Source organism: Pseudomonas sp. AC169, assembly GCF_979258515.1.
Map to the genome: position 1 here is coordinate 510,009 of NZ_OZ409866.1, position 15,224 is coordinate 525,232.

The 15,224-nt window shown below is 58.6% G+C and carries 14 protein-coding genes; 3 read left to right on the forward strand and 11 right to left on the reverse strand.

The genetic code is table 11. The features are described from left to right. Positions 1 to 2: 2 nt before the first annotated feature. The 3 genes from ACZZ0G_RS02225 to ACZZ0G_RS02235 form a co-directional block, all read right to left on the reverse strand. Positions 3 to 740 (reverse strand): S-methyl-5'-thioinosine phosphorylase, encoded by a 738-nt coding sequence (locus ACZZ0G_RS02225; protein ID WP_397484429.1) that lies wholly within the window; start codon positions 738 to 740, stop codon positions 3 to 5. Between the two features lie 12 nt (positions 741 to 752). Next, entirely contained in the window at positions 753 to 1,763 is a 1,011-nt protein-coding gene (gene nagZ, locus ACZZ0G_RS02230) for a beta-N-acetylhexosaminidase (protein WP_463555151.1), read from the reverse strand. A gap of 158 nt (positions 1,764 to 1,921) precedes the next feature. Further along, complete coding sequence (locus ACZZ0G_RS02235) at positions 1,922 to 2,629, reverse strand: TetR/AcrR family transcriptional regulator (protein WP_016986747.1); 708 nt, start codon at positions 2,627 to 2,629, stop codon at positions 1,922 to 1,924. A gap of 229 nt (positions 2,630 to 2,858) precedes the next feature. Here ACZZ0G_RS02235 and lexA point away from each other — a divergent pair, with 229 nt between their 5' ends. Both lexA and sulA read left to right on the forward strand, forming a co-directional pair. Continuing rightward, positions 2,859 to 3,467, forward strand: coding sequence for a transcriptional repressor LexA (gene lexA, locus ACZZ0G_RS02240; protein ID WP_003226590.1), 609 nt, complete (start codon positions 2,859 to 2,861; stop codon positions 3,465 to 3,467). A 10-nt stretch (positions 3,468 to 3,477) separates the two neighbouring features. Beyond that, positions 3,478 to 3,951, forward strand: coding sequence for an SOS-induced cell division inhibitor SulA (sulA, locus tag ACZZ0G_RS02245; RefSeq protein ID WP_463555152.1), 474 nt, complete (start codon positions 3,478 to 3,480; stop codon positions 3,949 to 3,951). Between the two features lie 95 nt (positions 3,952 to 4,046). Here the strand turns inward: sulA and ACZZ0G_RS02250 are convergent, their stop codons facing one another. The 7 genes from ACZZ0G_RS02250 to ACZZ0G_RS02280 all read right to left on the reverse strand — a co-directional run bounded on the left by ACZZ0G_RS02250 (position 4,047) and on the right by ACZZ0G_RS02280 (position 12,437). Next, complete coding sequence (locus tag ACZZ0G_RS02250; RefSeq protein ID WP_003226592.1) at positions 4,047 to 4,280, reverse strand: hypothetical protein; 234 nt, start codon at positions 4,278 to 4,280, stop codon at positions 4,047 to 4,049. A 106-nt stretch (positions 4,281 to 4,386) separates the two neighbouring features. After that, the gene (locus ACZZ0G_RS02255; RefSeq protein ID WP_463555153.1) at positions 4,387 to 4,911 is read right to left on the reverse strand and encodes a DUF6586 family protein; all 525 of its coding nucleotides are present in this window, start codon (positions 4,909 to 4,911) and stop codon (positions 4,387 to 4,389) included. Positions 4,912 to 5,054: 143 nt separating this feature from the next. Further along, positions 5,055 to 7,685: a type I DNA topoisomerase gene (gene topA / locus ACZZ0G_RS02260; RefSeq protein ID WP_463555154.1), complete on the reverse strand. Its 2,631-nt coding sequence runs from the start codon at positions 7,683 to 7,685 to the stop codon at positions 5,055 to 5,057. Positions 7,686 to 7,799: 114 nt separating this feature from the next. After that, positions 7,800 to 8,036: a DUF1653 domain-containing protein gene (locus tag ACZZ0G_RS02265; protein ID WP_042560169.1), complete on the reverse strand. Its 237-nt coding sequence runs from the start codon at positions 8,034 to 8,036 to the stop codon at positions 7,800 to 7,802. Between the two features lie 93 nt (positions 8,037 to 8,129). Next, positions 8,130 to 9,305 (reverse strand): acetyl-CoA C-acyltransferase FadA, encoded by a 1,176-nt coding sequence (fadA, locus tag ACZZ0G_RS02270; RefSeq protein WP_025111054.1) that lies wholly within the window; start codon positions 9,303 to 9,305, stop codon positions 8,130 to 8,132. 29 nt (positions 9,306 to 9,334) lie between these two features. Continuing rightward, complete coding sequence (gene fadB, locus ACZZ0G_RS02275; protein ID WP_463555155.1) at positions 9,335 to 11,482, reverse strand: fatty acid oxidation complex subunit alpha FadB; 2,148 nt, start codon at positions 11,480 to 11,482, stop codon at positions 9,335 to 9,337. A gap of 517 nt (positions 11,483 to 11,999) precedes the next feature. Continuing rightward, positions 12,000 to 12,437 (reverse strand): hypothetical protein, encoded by a 438-nt coding sequence (locus tag ACZZ0G_RS02280; protein WP_007910461.1) that lies wholly within the window; start codon positions 12,435 to 12,437, stop codon positions 12,000 to 12,002. A gap of 103 nt (positions 12,438 to 12,540) precedes the next feature. On the opposite strand from ACZZ0G_RS02280, the gene ACZZ0G_RS02285 reads away from it, so the two are divergent. Then, entirely contained in the window at positions 12,541 to 12,978 is a 438-nt protein-coding gene (locus tag ACZZ0G_RS02285; RefSeq protein WP_053122097.1) for a universal stress protein, read from the forward strand. Between the two features lie 189 nt (positions 12,979 to 13,167). Here the strand turns inward: ACZZ0G_RS02285 and ACZZ0G_RS02290 are convergent, their stop codons facing one another. After that, complete coding sequence (locus tag ACZZ0G_RS02290) at positions 13,168 to 15,090, reverse strand: ATP-binding cassette domain-containing protein (RefSeq protein ID WP_463555156.1); 1,923 nt, start codon at positions 15,088 to 15,090, stop codon at positions 13,168 to 13,170. Positions 15,091 to 15,224: the final 134 nt, after the last annotated feature.

Genomic DNA, 15,224 nt, shown 5'->3' on the forward strand with positions numbered 1-15,224 from the left:
CCTTAGCCGGCCAGCACCCGCGCCAGTGCCGATTTCACCTTGCCCATGCCGTCATGCAACGCCTGTTCGATCTCGGCCATGGTGATCACTTCCGTGGTCTTGCCCGCCGCCGGGTTCACCACCAGCGCCAGACAGGCGTAATCCAGTTCCAGCTCACGGGCCAGCGCCGCTTCCGGCATACCGGTCATACCGACGATGTCACAGCCATCACGCTCAAGACGCACGATCTCGGCGACTGTTTCCAGACGCGGGCCCTGGGTGCAGGCATACACGCCCTGATCGCTGTACTCACAGCCTTCGGCAGCCACCGCAGCAATCAATTGCTGACGCAGTGGTTCGCTGTAAGGAAAGCTGAAGTCGATGTGGGTGACGTGCTCCAGATCATCGGCGAAAAAGGTGTGCTCGCGGCCGCTGGTGTAGTCGACGATCTGGTGCGGCACGCAGAAGTGACCGGTGCCCATCGCTGGGTGAATACCGCCCACCGCGTTAACGGCAATGATCGCTTCGGCACCGGCCTGCTTCAGAGCCCACAGGTTGGCGCGATAGTTGACCTTGTGCGGCGGGAAGCGATGCGGATGGCCGTGACGGGCGAGGAACAGCACTTCCTTGCCGGCGTATTCGCCGATCTGCACGTCGGCCGATGGCGCGCCGTAGGGCGTGTCGACCGCCAGCGATTGGCGAATGGTCAAACCTTCGAGTTGAGTCAGGCCGGTGCCACCGATGATTGCGTAAACCGTCATAGCGAAAAATCCTTAATCGATCAGTTGAGCGTCTTTGAGCGCGCCGATGGCGGTGAGCCAGCGCGGATCCTGACGGTAATCGGTGCTGGCGAATGCCTGGCCGCGCATGCGGGCGATTCGGGCGGACGGCTTGACCTTCATGCGTTGTGCGGCGCTCAGTGCCAGTTCGGCAGCGGCGCGGTCATTGCACACCAGGCCCATGTCGCAACCGGCAGTCAAAGCGGCTTCGATACGGCTAGCGGCATCGCCAACCACGTGGGCGCCGGCCATCGACAGGTCGTCGCTGAAGATCACGCCGTCGAACTGCAATTCGCCGCGCAGGATGTCCTGCAACCAGCGGCGGGAGAAGCCGGCAGGCTGCGAATCGACCTGCGGGTAGATAACGTGCGCCGGCATGATCGCTGCCAGTTGCTTGCTCAGCTTCGCGAATGGCACGAGGTCGTTGGCGCGTATCTCGTCGAGGCTGCGCTCGTCGTTGGGGATCGCAACGTGGGAATCCGCTTCTGCCCAGCCGTGGCCTGGGAAGTGCTTGCCGGTCGCCGCCATGCCCGCGCGGTTCATGCCGCGAATGAACGCTCCGGCGAGGAGTGCCGCGCGCTCGGGATCACTTTCGAACGAACGAGTGCCGACTACAGCGCTGCGCTGGTAATCCAGATCGAGTACCGGGGCAAAACTCAGGTCGAGACCGACCGCCAGCACTTCGGTGGCCATGATCCAGCCGCATTGTTCAGCGAGATATTCGGCATTCGGATTGTCGGCGATGGCACGCATGGCCGGCAGACGCACGAAGCCCTGACGCAGACGCTGCACGCGACCGCCCTCTTGATCCACCGCTAACAGCAGATCCGGGCGGACCGCGCGAATCGCTGCACTCAACTCACGCACCTGGCGCGGATGCTCGATATTGCGCGCAAAAATGATCAGGCCGCCCACTTCGGGCTGACGCAACAATTGGCGATCTTCGGCCGTCAGCCAGGTACCGGCGACGTCCACCATCAACGAGCCTTGCAGGCCAGCAGTCATAGAGATTCCTTGAAAACGAAAAACCCGACCCACAGCAAATCGCTACCGTAAGCAGTGCTCGGCAGGTCGGCAATTTCTATGGATTTCGGATTCAGAACGAGAGTCGGCATGGGCGGCTAGCTTAGCGGATACAAGCAGCCGCGCCCACCCGTGCGCGGTTAAACCTTGGCGGCAACCGGCGTTGATTTGCTGCGCGGACGCAGTTGTGCGGTGGCCATAGCCGTATCAGTAACACCGGTTTCAGCGCGCATACCGGCGGCGAGGAACGGCACCATCAGGCGCATCACTTGCTCGATCGAGGTGTTGACGCCGAAATCGGTCTCGGCGATCGCGCGCAAGGCCTTGATGCCGGACATGCTGAACGCGGCGGCGCCGAGCATGAAGTGCACGCGCCAGAACAGCTCGATTGGCGGAATGCGTGGCGCGGCTTCGTTGACCAGCAACATGTAGCGACGGAATACCTTGCCGTACATGTCTTCCAGATAACGGCGCAAGTGACCCTGGCTCTGGCTGAACGCGAGACCGAGCAGGCGCATGAAGATCGACAGATCGTTGCCGCTGCGTGGCTGAACCACGAGCGCTTGCTCGACGAGAATTTCCAGCAGTTCTTCAAGCGTCGGCTTGTTTTCAGGCTTGGCCTGACGCCGCTCCAGCTCTTTATCGAGACTGATGCAGAACGGCCCGAGGAAGCGCGAGAAAACCGCCTGAATCAGGGCTTTCTTCGAACCGAAGTGATAGTTCACCGCTGCCAGGTTGACGCCAGCCTTGCTGGTGATCAAACGCAATGAGGTTTCAGCGAAACCTTTCTCCGCGAACAACTGCTCGGCAGCATCAAGAATGCGTTCAACGGTTTCCGACTGGGCCATGGCTACTCCGCCTGACAAACACTTGTTTGAAACATACGTTTCAGCCTGTGCCTTGTCAAGCCTGCCGGTTCGTTTTGGGAATGGTCGGTCAGCTATTTAACCACACAAGGCCGACTCTTAAATAAACGCTTCTTCCGACCGTCCGGCGGCAGGCAAAAAAACGGGCATTGCCAAGGGCGCTTCACTGTATATAATCCCAGTCACTGTATAAAAAGACAGAGCGATCAATATGCTAAAGCTGACGCCACGCCAAGCCGAGATTCTGGCCTTTATCAAACGCTGCCTCGAAGACAACGGCTACCCGCCGACCCGTGCGGAAATCGCTCAGGAACTGGGCTTCAAGTCGCCGAACGCGGCTGAAGAGCATCTCAAGGCACTGGCTCGCAAGGGCGCCATCGAGATGACCCCCGGCGCCTCTCGCGGCATTCGCATCCCTGGCTTTGAAGCCAAGGCCGACGACTCTACCCTGCCAATCATTGGCCGGGTCGCTGCCGGCGCGCCGATCCTCGCGCAGCAACACATCGAAGAATCCTGCAACATCAACCCGGCCTTCTTTCATCCTCGCGCCGACTACCTGCTGCGCGTGCATGGCATGAGCATGAAAGACATCGGCATTTTCGACGGCGACCTTCTCGCCGTGCATACCACCCGCGAAGCGCGTAATGGCCAGGTTGTCGTCGCCCGCATTGGTGACGAAGTGACGGTCAAACGTTTCAAGCGTGAAGGCAGCAAGGTCTGGCTGATTGCCGAAAACCCCGAGTTCGCCCCTATCGAAGTCGACCTGAAAGATCAGGAACTGGTGATCGAAGGCTTGAGTGTCGGCGTCATTCGCCGCTAAAGGAGGCTTTATGCAGTTCCCACACACACCTCAGCAAACACAACTGCCTTTATTCGAAGCGTTTCTGTCGCAACCGATGGCGCCGATCCTGAAAGAAGTGGTCGAACGCCCCTGGAATGCCGAACCCGAAGTATTCAGTGAGCTGTCACTGCGTGGTGCTGCCGGGAACTGCCTGAACCTGCTCGCCCCGATCCTTCGCGAACTCAGCGAAGATCAGGACGCGCGCTGGCTGACATTGATCGCACCACCTGCCAGCCTGACCCAAACCTGGCTGCGGGATGCCGGCCTGAACCGCGAACGTATTCTGCTACTGCAACCACGGGGCGCTCAAAGTGCTCAGCAACTGGCATGCGAAGCTCTACGATTGGGGCGCAGCCACACAGTGGTCACCTGGCTAAACCCGCTTAACACCAACTCGCGGCAACAACTGATCAGCACCGCACGCACGGGCGAAGCGCAGAGCCTGAATATTCGTTTGGGTTGATTTGCGGGCAACAAGCGCTGTGTGAAGCGCCGGGCTTCTCCAGGGACAGAGAAGCCGATCTGAAGCGGTAGCGTCAAAAAGCAAAAAGGCGGGGATCAATGCAGAACCCGCGGCCCCTCTTCCTTATCAAACTCGCCTTCGACCATGCGGCCGGCCATCTGCACGCCGACGCTTAACATCGCTTTGGCGATTTCCACATGCTGACCTTGCAGGAATGCCTTGGCATCCTCGGAGAAATCCAGCGTCACCAGAGAACCTTCGTCCTCGGCCCTGCGCAGCTCGATTCGGCCGTCTGGTAACTCGACAATTTCTAGAAAGGACGTTGGCATAAAGGTCTGTTCTCCACGAAAGGCAGGGATTATATAGACATCATTCAGGCTTCGCTCGGGATCTTGACCAGCAGCATGTTTCAGATTGCCACCATGTCAATCGCCCTCAGCACTCGTTCAAGCCCTCGCGAAAGCGAATCGCCAAACCTTTCAGATTCTGCCGCCAGCTCTCCAGCTCCTCTCGGCTCAACTCTTCTGGCGCTTCTTCTTCATCCAGATTGATCGCCTGAATCAGCGGCTGCGTCACGTCCCCTTTGGGCTTGTGTGGCACCCGCGGCGGCTGAAACAGCGCCGAATGCGCAGCCAGTAGTTTTGCCATCCAGGTTTCAGAGTTACCGGCCAGCTCGACCATCTCGACCAATTCAGGAATCGCGATCGACTCCACAACTTCACGTGTCAGCAGCATCTCGGCGCGCGGCGCATTGGCCTGCGGCAGACGATAGAAACCAGCGATCTCATGACAAAGACCGAGCAGCGCGCCGTACAGGTGAAACAACGCCGATTCACGCCCAGCCTGAATCAACGCCAGAGAATTCATCGCCCGCCCTTCTTCAGCGCGAGCCAAGGCTTCCAGCGACAAGCCGGCGAAATAGATCTTCTGGTTGGTGCGGGTATAGAGTTCGTGGGCCATGAAGGCAGTCTCCACTACGAAATAATTGCTTCACACAGGCCGGACAGTGTCGTGGATCAGCCGATCCCACCGCAAGCACAAAACAAAAAGGCCGCATGAAAACCCGAGGGTTCTCATGCGGCCTTTCAGTGTCGGACTAACGCTTATTCAGCCTTGGCCTTGGTACGCTTGTCTTCAACCGTCCACTTGCCGCCGTCGAAGTACGCCTTCCAACCGGTAGGCTTGCCGTCGACTTCGGTCTGCACGTATTGCTCCTTGGTCTTGCGGCTGTAGCGGATCACCGCCGGCAGACCATCAGGATCCTTCTGCGGAGCTTCGCACAGGAAATGGTACTTCGGATCAATCTCGTCCTTGTGCGGCAGAATCTCGATCACCAGCGGAGCACGGGTCTCGCGGTTTTTCGGGAACTGACTGGCGGCCAGGAACAGACCGGACGCACCGTCGCGCAGGATGTAGGTGTCGTTGACCTTTTCGCATTTCAGCTCAGGCATCTTCACCGGATCCATCTTCGGCGGCGCCGCGTCACCGCTCTTCAGCAGTTTGCGGGTGTTCTTGCACTCGGGGTTGGTGCAACCGAAGAACTTGCCGAAACGGCCGGTCTTGAGCTGCATCTCGCTGCCGCACTTGTCGCATTCCAGGCTCGGACCTTCGTAACCCTTGATGCGATAGCTACCCTCTTCGATTTCGTAGCCTGCGCAATCCGGGTTGTTACCACAGATGTGCAGCTTACGCTTTTCGTCGAGCAGGTAAGCGTCCATCGCCGTGCTGCAGATCGGGCAGCGATGCTTGCCACGCAGTACCAGTGATTCCGATTCGCCCTCGTCGTCCGCAGCGATTTCGTCGCCCGGCACCAGGTTGACGGTCGCCTTGCAGCGCTCTTTCGGCGGCAGGCTGTAGCCCGAGCAACCGAGGAACACGCCGGTCGAGGCAGTACGAATCTGCATCGGGCGGCCGCAAGTGGTGCACGGAATGTCGGTCATGACCGGTTGGTTGGCACGCATGCCGCTTTCCGGGTTTTCGGCTACCTCGAGTTTCTTTTTGAAGTCGCCATAGAACTCGTCCAGCACGTTTTTCCAATCGCGCTCGCCTTGAGCCACGTCATCGAGGTTCTCTTCCATGCCGGCGGTGAAACCGTAGTCCATGAGGTTGGAGAAGCTTTCCGACAGACGCTCGGTGACGATGTCGCCCATCTTTTCCGAGTAGAAACGACGGTTGTGCAAGGTCACGTAGCCGCGATCCTGAATGGTCGAAATGATCGCAGCGTAAGTCGAAGGACGACCGATACCGCGCTTTTCCATTTCTTTAACCAGACTGGCTTCCGAGTAACGGGCTGGCGGTTTGGTGAAGTGCTGCGACGGATCGAGCTTGATCAACTTCATCACGTCGCCCTGCGCCATATCCGGCAGAACGTCGTCATCGCCGGGCTTGGCAATCTGCGGCATGACACGGGTGTAACCGTCGAACTTGAGGATGCGGCCCTTGGCGCGCAGCTCGAAGTCGCCAGCGCCTACGCTGACGGTTGTCGACAAATATTGCGCCGGAAGCATCTGGCAAGCGAGGAACTGGCGCCAGATCAGCTCGTAGAGACGCTCAGCGTCACGCTCCATGCCCGCCAGCTTGCTCGGCGTGGTGTTGGCGTCGGACGGACGAATCGCTTCGTGAGCCTCTTGTGCGCCTTCCTTGCTGCTGTAAACGTTCGGCGTTTCCGGCAAGTACTTCTTGCCGAACTCGTCTTCGATGTAAGTGCGCGCCATCGTCACGGCATCTGCCGAGAGGTTGGTCGAGTCGGTACGCATATAAGTGATGTAGCCGGCTTCGTACAGACGCTGGGCCATCATCATCGTTTTCTTCACACCGAAGCCCAGGCGGTTGCTCGCAGCCTGTTGCAAGGTGGACGTGATGAACGGCGCCGAAGGCTTGCTGCTGGTCGGCTTGTCTTCGCGCTTGACGATGCTGTAGCTGGAAGACTTGAGCTTCTCGAGCGCGGCCATGGCCTGGGCTTCGTTCAGCGGTTTGAAGGCTTCGCCTTTCTCGCGAGCCACTTCGAAACGCACGGTCGAGCCTTTGGTGGTGCCGAGATCGGCGTGCACTTCCCAGTACTCTTCCGGGTTGAACGCACGGATTTCACGTTCACGCTCAACGACCAGCTTCACGGCAACCGATTGCACACGACCGGCGGACAGGCCACGGGCGATTTTTGCCCACAGCAGCGGCGAGACCATGTAACCCACAACACGGTCGAGGAAGCGACGTGCCTGTTGGGCGTTGACACGATCGATGTCCAGCTCGCCCGGTTCCGAGAAGGCTTCCTGAATCGCCTTCTTGGTGATTTCGTTGAACACCACGCGCTTGTAGCGGCTATCGTCACCACCGATGGCTTCGCGCAGGTGCCAGGCAATGGCTTCCCCCTCGCGATCCAAGTCGGTTGCGAGATAGATGGTGTCAGCATCTTTGGCGAGCCGGCGCAGCTCTTCGATGACCTTCTCTTTACCTGGAAGGATCTCGTACTGAGCTTTCCAGCCATGATCGGGATCGACACCCATACGCGAAACGAGCTGCTTGCGCGCTTTCTCTTTCGGCGTGAGCACCGGACCTTCGCCCGCGGCAGCCTTGCCGCGCTTGGCGGCTGGCTCTTTGCTGGCGCTAGCCGAACCGCTGGTGGGCAGGTCTCGGATATGGCCGATACTCGACTTCACCACGTATTGGTTACCCAGATACTTGTTGATGGTCTTGGCCTTAGCCGGGGATTCCACAATGACCAGCGATTTGCCCATGGATCAGAAAATTCCTGAATTCTAGAAGTGAAAGGCGGTTGGCGCCTGACGCGGCACCGCTATATATAGTTGATACAAGGTGAGGTCAAGCACAGGGTTCTGTGCGCCCTCGCCTTATGCCTTGGAAAAAAGGCTCGGTTCGGCTTGCACCAAAGCAAAGCGTGGCACCTGCTCGCCGTCAACCTCGACTGACTCGAGAAACATGCTCAGAGGGCGTACCCAAAAGCCGTAATCGCCATACAGGGCTTGGTAAAAGACCACTTCTTCTTCGGTCTCGGAATGCCGCGCAACATTGAATACGCGGTACTGCGGACCTTTGTAATGTTGGTAGAGCCCAGGTTGTATCGGCATGTGTTGGCCCTCACTGAAATCTTTTCAAAAATAAATAAAAAACCCAAAAACAAAAACCGGGGCACTTGGCCCCGGCTTCCATCGACGAGACGCTTAAACGCGTTCGAAGACGGTGGAGATGCCTTGGCCGAGACCAATGCACATAGTGGCAACCCCGAAGGTGCCGCTATTCTGCTTCATCACGTTCAGCAAGGTGCCGGAAATACGGGCACCGGAGCAACCGAACGGGTGACCCAGGGCGATCGCGCCGCCGTGCAGGTTAACCTTCTCGTTCATCTTGTCGAGCACTTTCAGATCTTTCAGCACTGGCAGGGCCTGTGCAGCGAAAGCTTCGTTGAGCTCGAAGAAGTCGATATCGTTGATGCCAAGGCCCGCACGCTTCAGGGCTTTTTGCGTAGCCGGAACTGGACCATAGCCCATGATCGCCGGATCCACACCCGCCACTGCCATCGAACGGATAACCGCCATTGGCTGGATACCCAGGTCCTGCGCACGTTGCGCCGACATCACGATCATGCACGAAGCACCATCGGTGATCTGCGACGAAGTGCCGGCAGTCACGGTACCGCCCTTTGGATTGAAGGCAGGCTTGAGAGCCGCCAGACTTTCCAGGGTAGTTTCCGGACGAATGGTTTCGTCGTAGTCGAACAGTTTCAGGAAACCGTTCTCGTCGTAGCCCTGCATCGGGATGATTTCGTCTTTGAACTTGCCTTCCACGGTGGCCTTGTGGGCCAGCTGGTGGGAGCGCACGCCGAAAGCGTCTTGCTGTTCGCGAGTGATGCCGTGCATTTTGCCGAGCATTTCAGCGGTCAGGCCCATCATGCCCGAGGCTTTCGCCGCGTACAGCGACATGTGCGGGTTCGGATCGACACCGTGCATCATGCTCACGTGGCCCATATGCTCGACGCCGCCAACCACGAACACGTCACCGTTGCCGGTCATGATCGCTTGCGCAGCGGTGTGCAGTGCACTCATCGACGAGCCGCACAGACGGCTGACGGTCTGGCCGGCCGAAGTGTGCGGGATCTGGGTCATCAGCGACGCCATGCGCGCGATGTTCCAGCCCTGCTCGAGGGTCTGGTTCACACAGCCCCAGATCACGTCCTCGACTTCTGCAGGATCGACCTTGGTATTGCGTTCCAGCAATTTGCTGATCAGGTGCGCCGACATGTCTTCAGCGCGGGTGTTGCGGTGCATGCCGCCCTTGGAGCGGCCCATCGGAGTACGACCGAAGTCGACAATCACGACGTCTCTAGGATTCAAGCTCATAAGTTCACTCTCACTCTAGTTGGGGGCGCTTAACCGAAGAAGCTCTGGCCGTTTTTGGCCATTTCGCGCAGCTTCGCGGTCGGGTGGTACAGCGCGCCCAAATCAGCGTACTGGTCAGCCAGGGCAACGAACTCGGCAACACCGATCGAATCGATGTAGCGCAGCGCACCGCCACGGAATGGAGGGAAACCGATACCGTAGACCAGACCCATGTCGGCTTCGGCGGCGGTTTCAACGATGCCGTCTTCCAGGCAACGCACGGTTTCCAGGCACAGCGGGATCATCATCCAGTTGATGATGTCTTCGTCAGTGACTTCGCGCTGCTCGTAGACGATTGGCTTGAGCACTTCGAGTACCGACGGATCGGCAACTTTCTTCTGCTTGCCTTTCTTGTCGGCCTCGTAGGCGTAGAAGCCCTTGCCGTTCTTCTGGCCCAGGCGCTTGGCTTCGTACAGCACGTCGATGGCCGAGCGACGGTCATCCTTCATGCGATCCGGGAAACCTTCAGCCATCACGTCACGACCGTGGTGACCGGTGTCGATGCCGACCACGTCCATCAGGTATGCCGGGCCCATCGGCCAGCCGAATTTTTCCATGACCTTGTCGATACGGACGAAGTCGACACCGGCGCTGACCAGCTTGGCGAAACCGCCGAAGTACGGGAACAGTACGCGGTTGACCAGGAAGCCCGGGCAGTCGTTGACGACGATCGGGTTCTTGCCCATTTTCTTGGCGTAGGCAACGGTGGTGGCAACAGCCAGTTCGCTGGACTTCTCGCCACGGATCACTTCCACCAGCGGCATCATGTGCACCGGGTTGAAGAAGTGCATGCCGACGAAGTTTTCCGGACGCTTGAGGGCCTTGGCCAGCAAACTGATGGAAATGGTCGAGGTGTTGGACGCGAGGATGGTGTCCTCTTTGACCTGGCCTTCGACTTCAGCCAATACGGCTTGCTTGACCTTCGGATTCTCGACGACCGCTTCGACAACCAGATCGACATGACCGAAGTCGCCGTAGGACAGGGTCGGACGAATGCCGTTGAGCACTTCAGCCATTTTCGCAGCGGTCATGCGACCTTTATCAACGCGGCCAACCAGCAGTTTGGCGGCTTCGGCCAGCCCCTGCTCGATGCCGTGCTCGTTGATGTCCTTCATCAGGATCGGCGTACCTTTGGAGGCCGACTGATAAGCGATACCGCCACCCATGATGCCGGCGCCGAGTACAGCGGCCTGCTTCACGTCTTTGGCGATTTCGTCGTAGGCCTTGGCCTTTTTCTTCAGTTCCTGATCGTTCAGGAACAGACCGATCAAGCTCTGCGCGGCAGAGGTCTTGGCCAGTTTGACGAAACCGGCGGCTTCGACTTCCAGCGCCTTGTCACGACCGAAGTTCGCGGCTTTCTGGATGGTCTTGATCGCTTCAACCGGCGCCGGGTAGTTCGGGCCAGCTTGCCCTGCCACGAAACCCTTGGCGGTTTCGAAAGCCATCATTTGTTCAATGGCGTTCAACTTGAGTTTTTCAAGTTTCGGCTGACGCTTGGCCTTGAAGTCGAACTCGCCGGAGATGGCGCGTTTGATCAGTTCAAGTGCAGCTTCCTGCAGTTTTTCAGGAGCAACCACGGCGTCGACGGCGCTGACCTTCAGGGCGTCTTCAGGGCGGTTTTCCTTGCCGGAAGCAATCCACTCGATAGCGTTGTCGACACCGATCAGGCGCGGCAGACGCACGGTGCCGCCGAAGCCTGGGTAGATGCCAAGTTTGACTTCCGGCAGACCGATCTTGGCTTTGGTGGACATGACGCGATAGTCAGCCGCCAGGCACATTTCCAGACCGCCGCCCAGAGCGATGCCATTGATGGCCGCTACGGTCGGAACGTTGAGGTCTTCGAAATCGCTGAAGATCTTGTTGGCTTCGAGATTGCCAGCAACCAGCTCGGCATCCGGCAGCTTGAAGTTCTCGACAAATTCGGTGATGTCGGCGCCGACGATGAACACGTCCTTGCCACTGCTGACGATCACGCCCTTGATCGAAGCATCTGCCTTGATGGTGTCTACGGCCTGACGCAGTTCGTTCAGGGTTAGACGGTTGAACTTGTTGACGGACTCACCCTTGAGGTCGAATTTCAATTCGACGATGCCACTTTCAAGAGCTTTAACCGTGATGGCTTTACCTTCGTAAATCATCAACTGATCTCCACGATATGGAAGCTGAACAGTACACGTCGGACGCAGGCGAATGGCTCGGCAGGACGCTTTTTCGTCGATGCTAACGCCAATCCACCCGGCACACCCGCCAACGCGATAGTCGGGATTCTGTAGGAGCAGTCTGTAAGACAAACGCTCAATTCATACGCCCGTTTGATTTGGGTACGTCACCTTCACGGAATTTCCGACAATTGTCAATCGCCCAAAATACGGGTTGAAATGCGACTTTGCGGTCATTTCTGTAAGACGAAGACCCGCAACACGCGTCTGCATGTGAAGCCATTCATAGAATCAATAGTTAGAAAAGTCGCCCTAATTCGCGGCGGCCCTTGTTTAAAGGGCTACGCTGGGTGGACGACAGGGAAATACGCTGACTGACTCAGCCTCAAAAAGATTTCCGGCCTGCCTGGCCAACCCCGCCCGATGAATCATGTCGGGCTTTTTATTGCGCGTCTGCCAGACCTTCCCCACCGTTGCAGTGGGAAAAGTCCGCGCATCACGCCAGCGCTTTCAGAGTGGCGTCGATATCCTGCAAAACCGTGGCTTCGCCCTTTTCGCCCCAGTACAAGGCGATCATCTGCTTGTCTGCCTCGACTTTGAAAACGTTGCCCGGCAACTTTTCGAAATGATTGAGCAGCGCCCGATCTTCGCAGACTTCCTGCCATTGATTGACCCAAACACCCGGCGACTTTTGCCAGTAAGTCCAGCAGACAGGCTGCTTGCTCCGACGTGGCCGATGATATTGCGCACAAGGATTCGGCGGCTCTTGCGCCAGCCAGTGCGGCCATTCCTGAGGCGCCAGCTGCATGGCCAAACCGATGCGTCGCGCCTCCATGCGCAGGGCGATACGACCGCTTTGCGCGCGCGATGGGCGCAACCACGCCAGAGGACTTAAAACCACCAGCAGGATTGACACCACCAACCAGACCGTCATATCTCTATTCCCAATTCTTGGTGAGCGCATTGTGTCACTTTGGAACCAATGCGCTTGAAACCAGCCATACTTACCAATATTGAACCGTCACGAGGAGCACCTCATGCCCTACACCCATATCCTGGTCGCCGTAGATCTGACTGAAGAGTGCGACCCAGTGATTCACCGCGCCAGAGAGCTGTCGGTGAGCAATGGCGCCAAGCTGTCGCTGGTGCATATCGTCGAGCCGATGGCCATGGCGTTCGGCGGTGACGTGCCGATGGATCTGTCACAACTGCAACAACAGCAGTTCGATCAGGCCAAGGAGCGTCTTGAGCGCCTAAAGCTCAAGTACTCCGAACTCGAAGGCGCCAACTGCCACCTGACTTATGGCCAGCCACGCCAGGAAATCCATCACTTCGCCAAGGAACAGCAATGCGATCTGATCGTGGTCGGCAGCCATGGCCGTCATGGTCTGGCGCTGTTGCTCGGTTCGACCGCCAACGACGTACTCCACGGTGCGCCATGCGATGTCCTCGCCGTCCACCTGGTCAAACGTTGAAGCACTGATAATTGTAGGAGCAAGCCTGCTCGCGAAGGCGTCGGCACATTAAGCATTCATGCCGCCTGACACGCCGCATTCGCGAGCAGGCTCGCTCCCACATTTGATCTGCACAGCCTGTAGATCGCATTACATATGAAAAGCCCGGCGCTCATCACTGAGCGCCGGGCTTTTTCACATCAGGATCAATCAGGCATCCAGCTCAGCCCAACGCTCCACCAACGCATCCAGCTCAGCCTGCAACTGCTCCAGCGAAGCAATCACCTTGGCCGTTTCTGCCGCAGGGCGCTGATAGAAACTGGCTTCAGCCATCTCGGCTTCTACTGCAGCGATCTGCTGCTCCTTGGCATCGATATCGCCCGGCAACGCTTCCAGCTCTCGTTGCAGCTTGTAGCTCAACTTCTTCTTGGCAGCCGGAGCAGCAGCGGCTGGCGCTGCGACCACAGCAGGCTCAGCGGTCACTACTGCGGAGTTCAGGTCAGCCTTGCCCGATTTGCTTTCAGTCACGCCCAGCAGACGCGGTGAACCGCCCTGACGGATCCAGTCCTGATAGCCGCCGACGTATTCACGCACCTTGCCTTCACCTTCGAAGACCAGGGTGCTGGTGACCACGTTGTCGAGGAATGCCCGGTCGTGACTGACCATCAGCACAGTGCCGTTGAAGGTCAGCAGCACTTCTTCGAGCAGCTCGAGGGTTTCCACGTCGAGGTCGTTGGTCGGTTCGTCGAGGACCAGCAGGTTCGCCGGTTTGCTGAACAGCTTGGCCAGCAACAGACGCGCACGCTCACCACCCGAGAGCGCCTTGACCGGCGTGCGGGCACGCTGCGGGCTGAACAGGAAGTCGCCGAGGTAGCTCAGCACGTGACGGCTCTGGCCGTCGATCTCGATGAAGTCGCGACCTTCGGCGACGTTGTCGATAACGGTTTTTTCCAGATCCAGCTGATGGCGCAACTGGTCAAAGTAGGCCACGTCGATGCGCGTGCCCTCTTCCACTTTGCCGCTGGTCGGTTGCAGACCGCTGAGCATCAGCTTCAGCAGGGTGGTTTTGCCGGTACCGTTGGCGCCGAGCAGACCGATACGGTCGCCGCGCGTCAGGACCATCGAGAAATCCCTGATCAGGAACGGGCCGCCCGGGTGAGCGAAACTCACGTTCTCGAGGACCATCACCTGCTTGCCGGACTTGTCGGCCGTGTCCAGCTGAATGTTGGCCTTGCCGGTGCGTTCACGACGTTCGCTACGCTCGACGCGCAACGCTTTCAGAGCACGGACGCGGCCTTCGTTACGGGTGCGACGCGCCTTGATGCCCTGCCGGATCCAGACTTCTTCCTGGGCCAACTTCTTGTCGAACAGCGCGTTTGCGGTTTCTTCAGCGGCCAGCGCGGCTTCTTTGTGCACGAGGAAACTGGCGTAATCGCCGTTCCAGTCGATCAGGCCACCGCGATCCAGTTCGAGGATGCGCGTGGCGAGGTTTTGCAGGAAGGACCGGTCGTGCGTGATGAACAACACGGCGCCCTGGAAATCTTTCAGCGCCTCTTCGAGCCAGGCAATCGCACCGATGTCCAAGTGGTTGGTGGGCTCGTCGAGCAGCAGCAGGTCCGGCTCGGACACCAGTGCCTGCGCCAGCAGCACGCGACGACGCCAGCCGCCGGACAACTGGGCGAGGGTCTTGTCGGCCGGCAGTTGCAGACGGCTCAAGGTGCTTTCGACCAGAGTCTGCAAACGCCAGCCATCACGGGCTTCGAGGTCTTGCTGAACGTGCATCAGCTTGTTCAGGTCATCTTCAGTGACGCAGTTCTGCGCAAGGTGATGGTATTCGGCGAGCAACGCGCCCACGCCATCAAGGCCCTCAGCGACCACGTCGAACACCGTCCGATCGTCGGCCACCGGCAATTCTTGCGGCAATTCACCGATTTTCAGACCGGGGGCACGCCACACCGAGCCGTCATCGGGCTTCTGGTCGCCCTTGACCAGTTTCATCATGCTGGACTTGCCAGTGCCGTTGCGGCCGATGATGCACACCCGCTCACCACGGGCGATCTGCCAGGACACCTTGTCCAACAACGGCATAGCGCCGAACGCAAGGGACACATCGCTGAATTTGAGCAGGGTCATGAGCTTCTCCAAAAACCGGGCGCGCATTCTACCTGAGTTAGGGCTTCAGCAGGCCGGCAATTTGTCTGTCGAAGCACTCTGCACAACATTTGTTGCGAACTTGTGCTGCGAGGCCGGCAAAGCTTTCGCCGCTT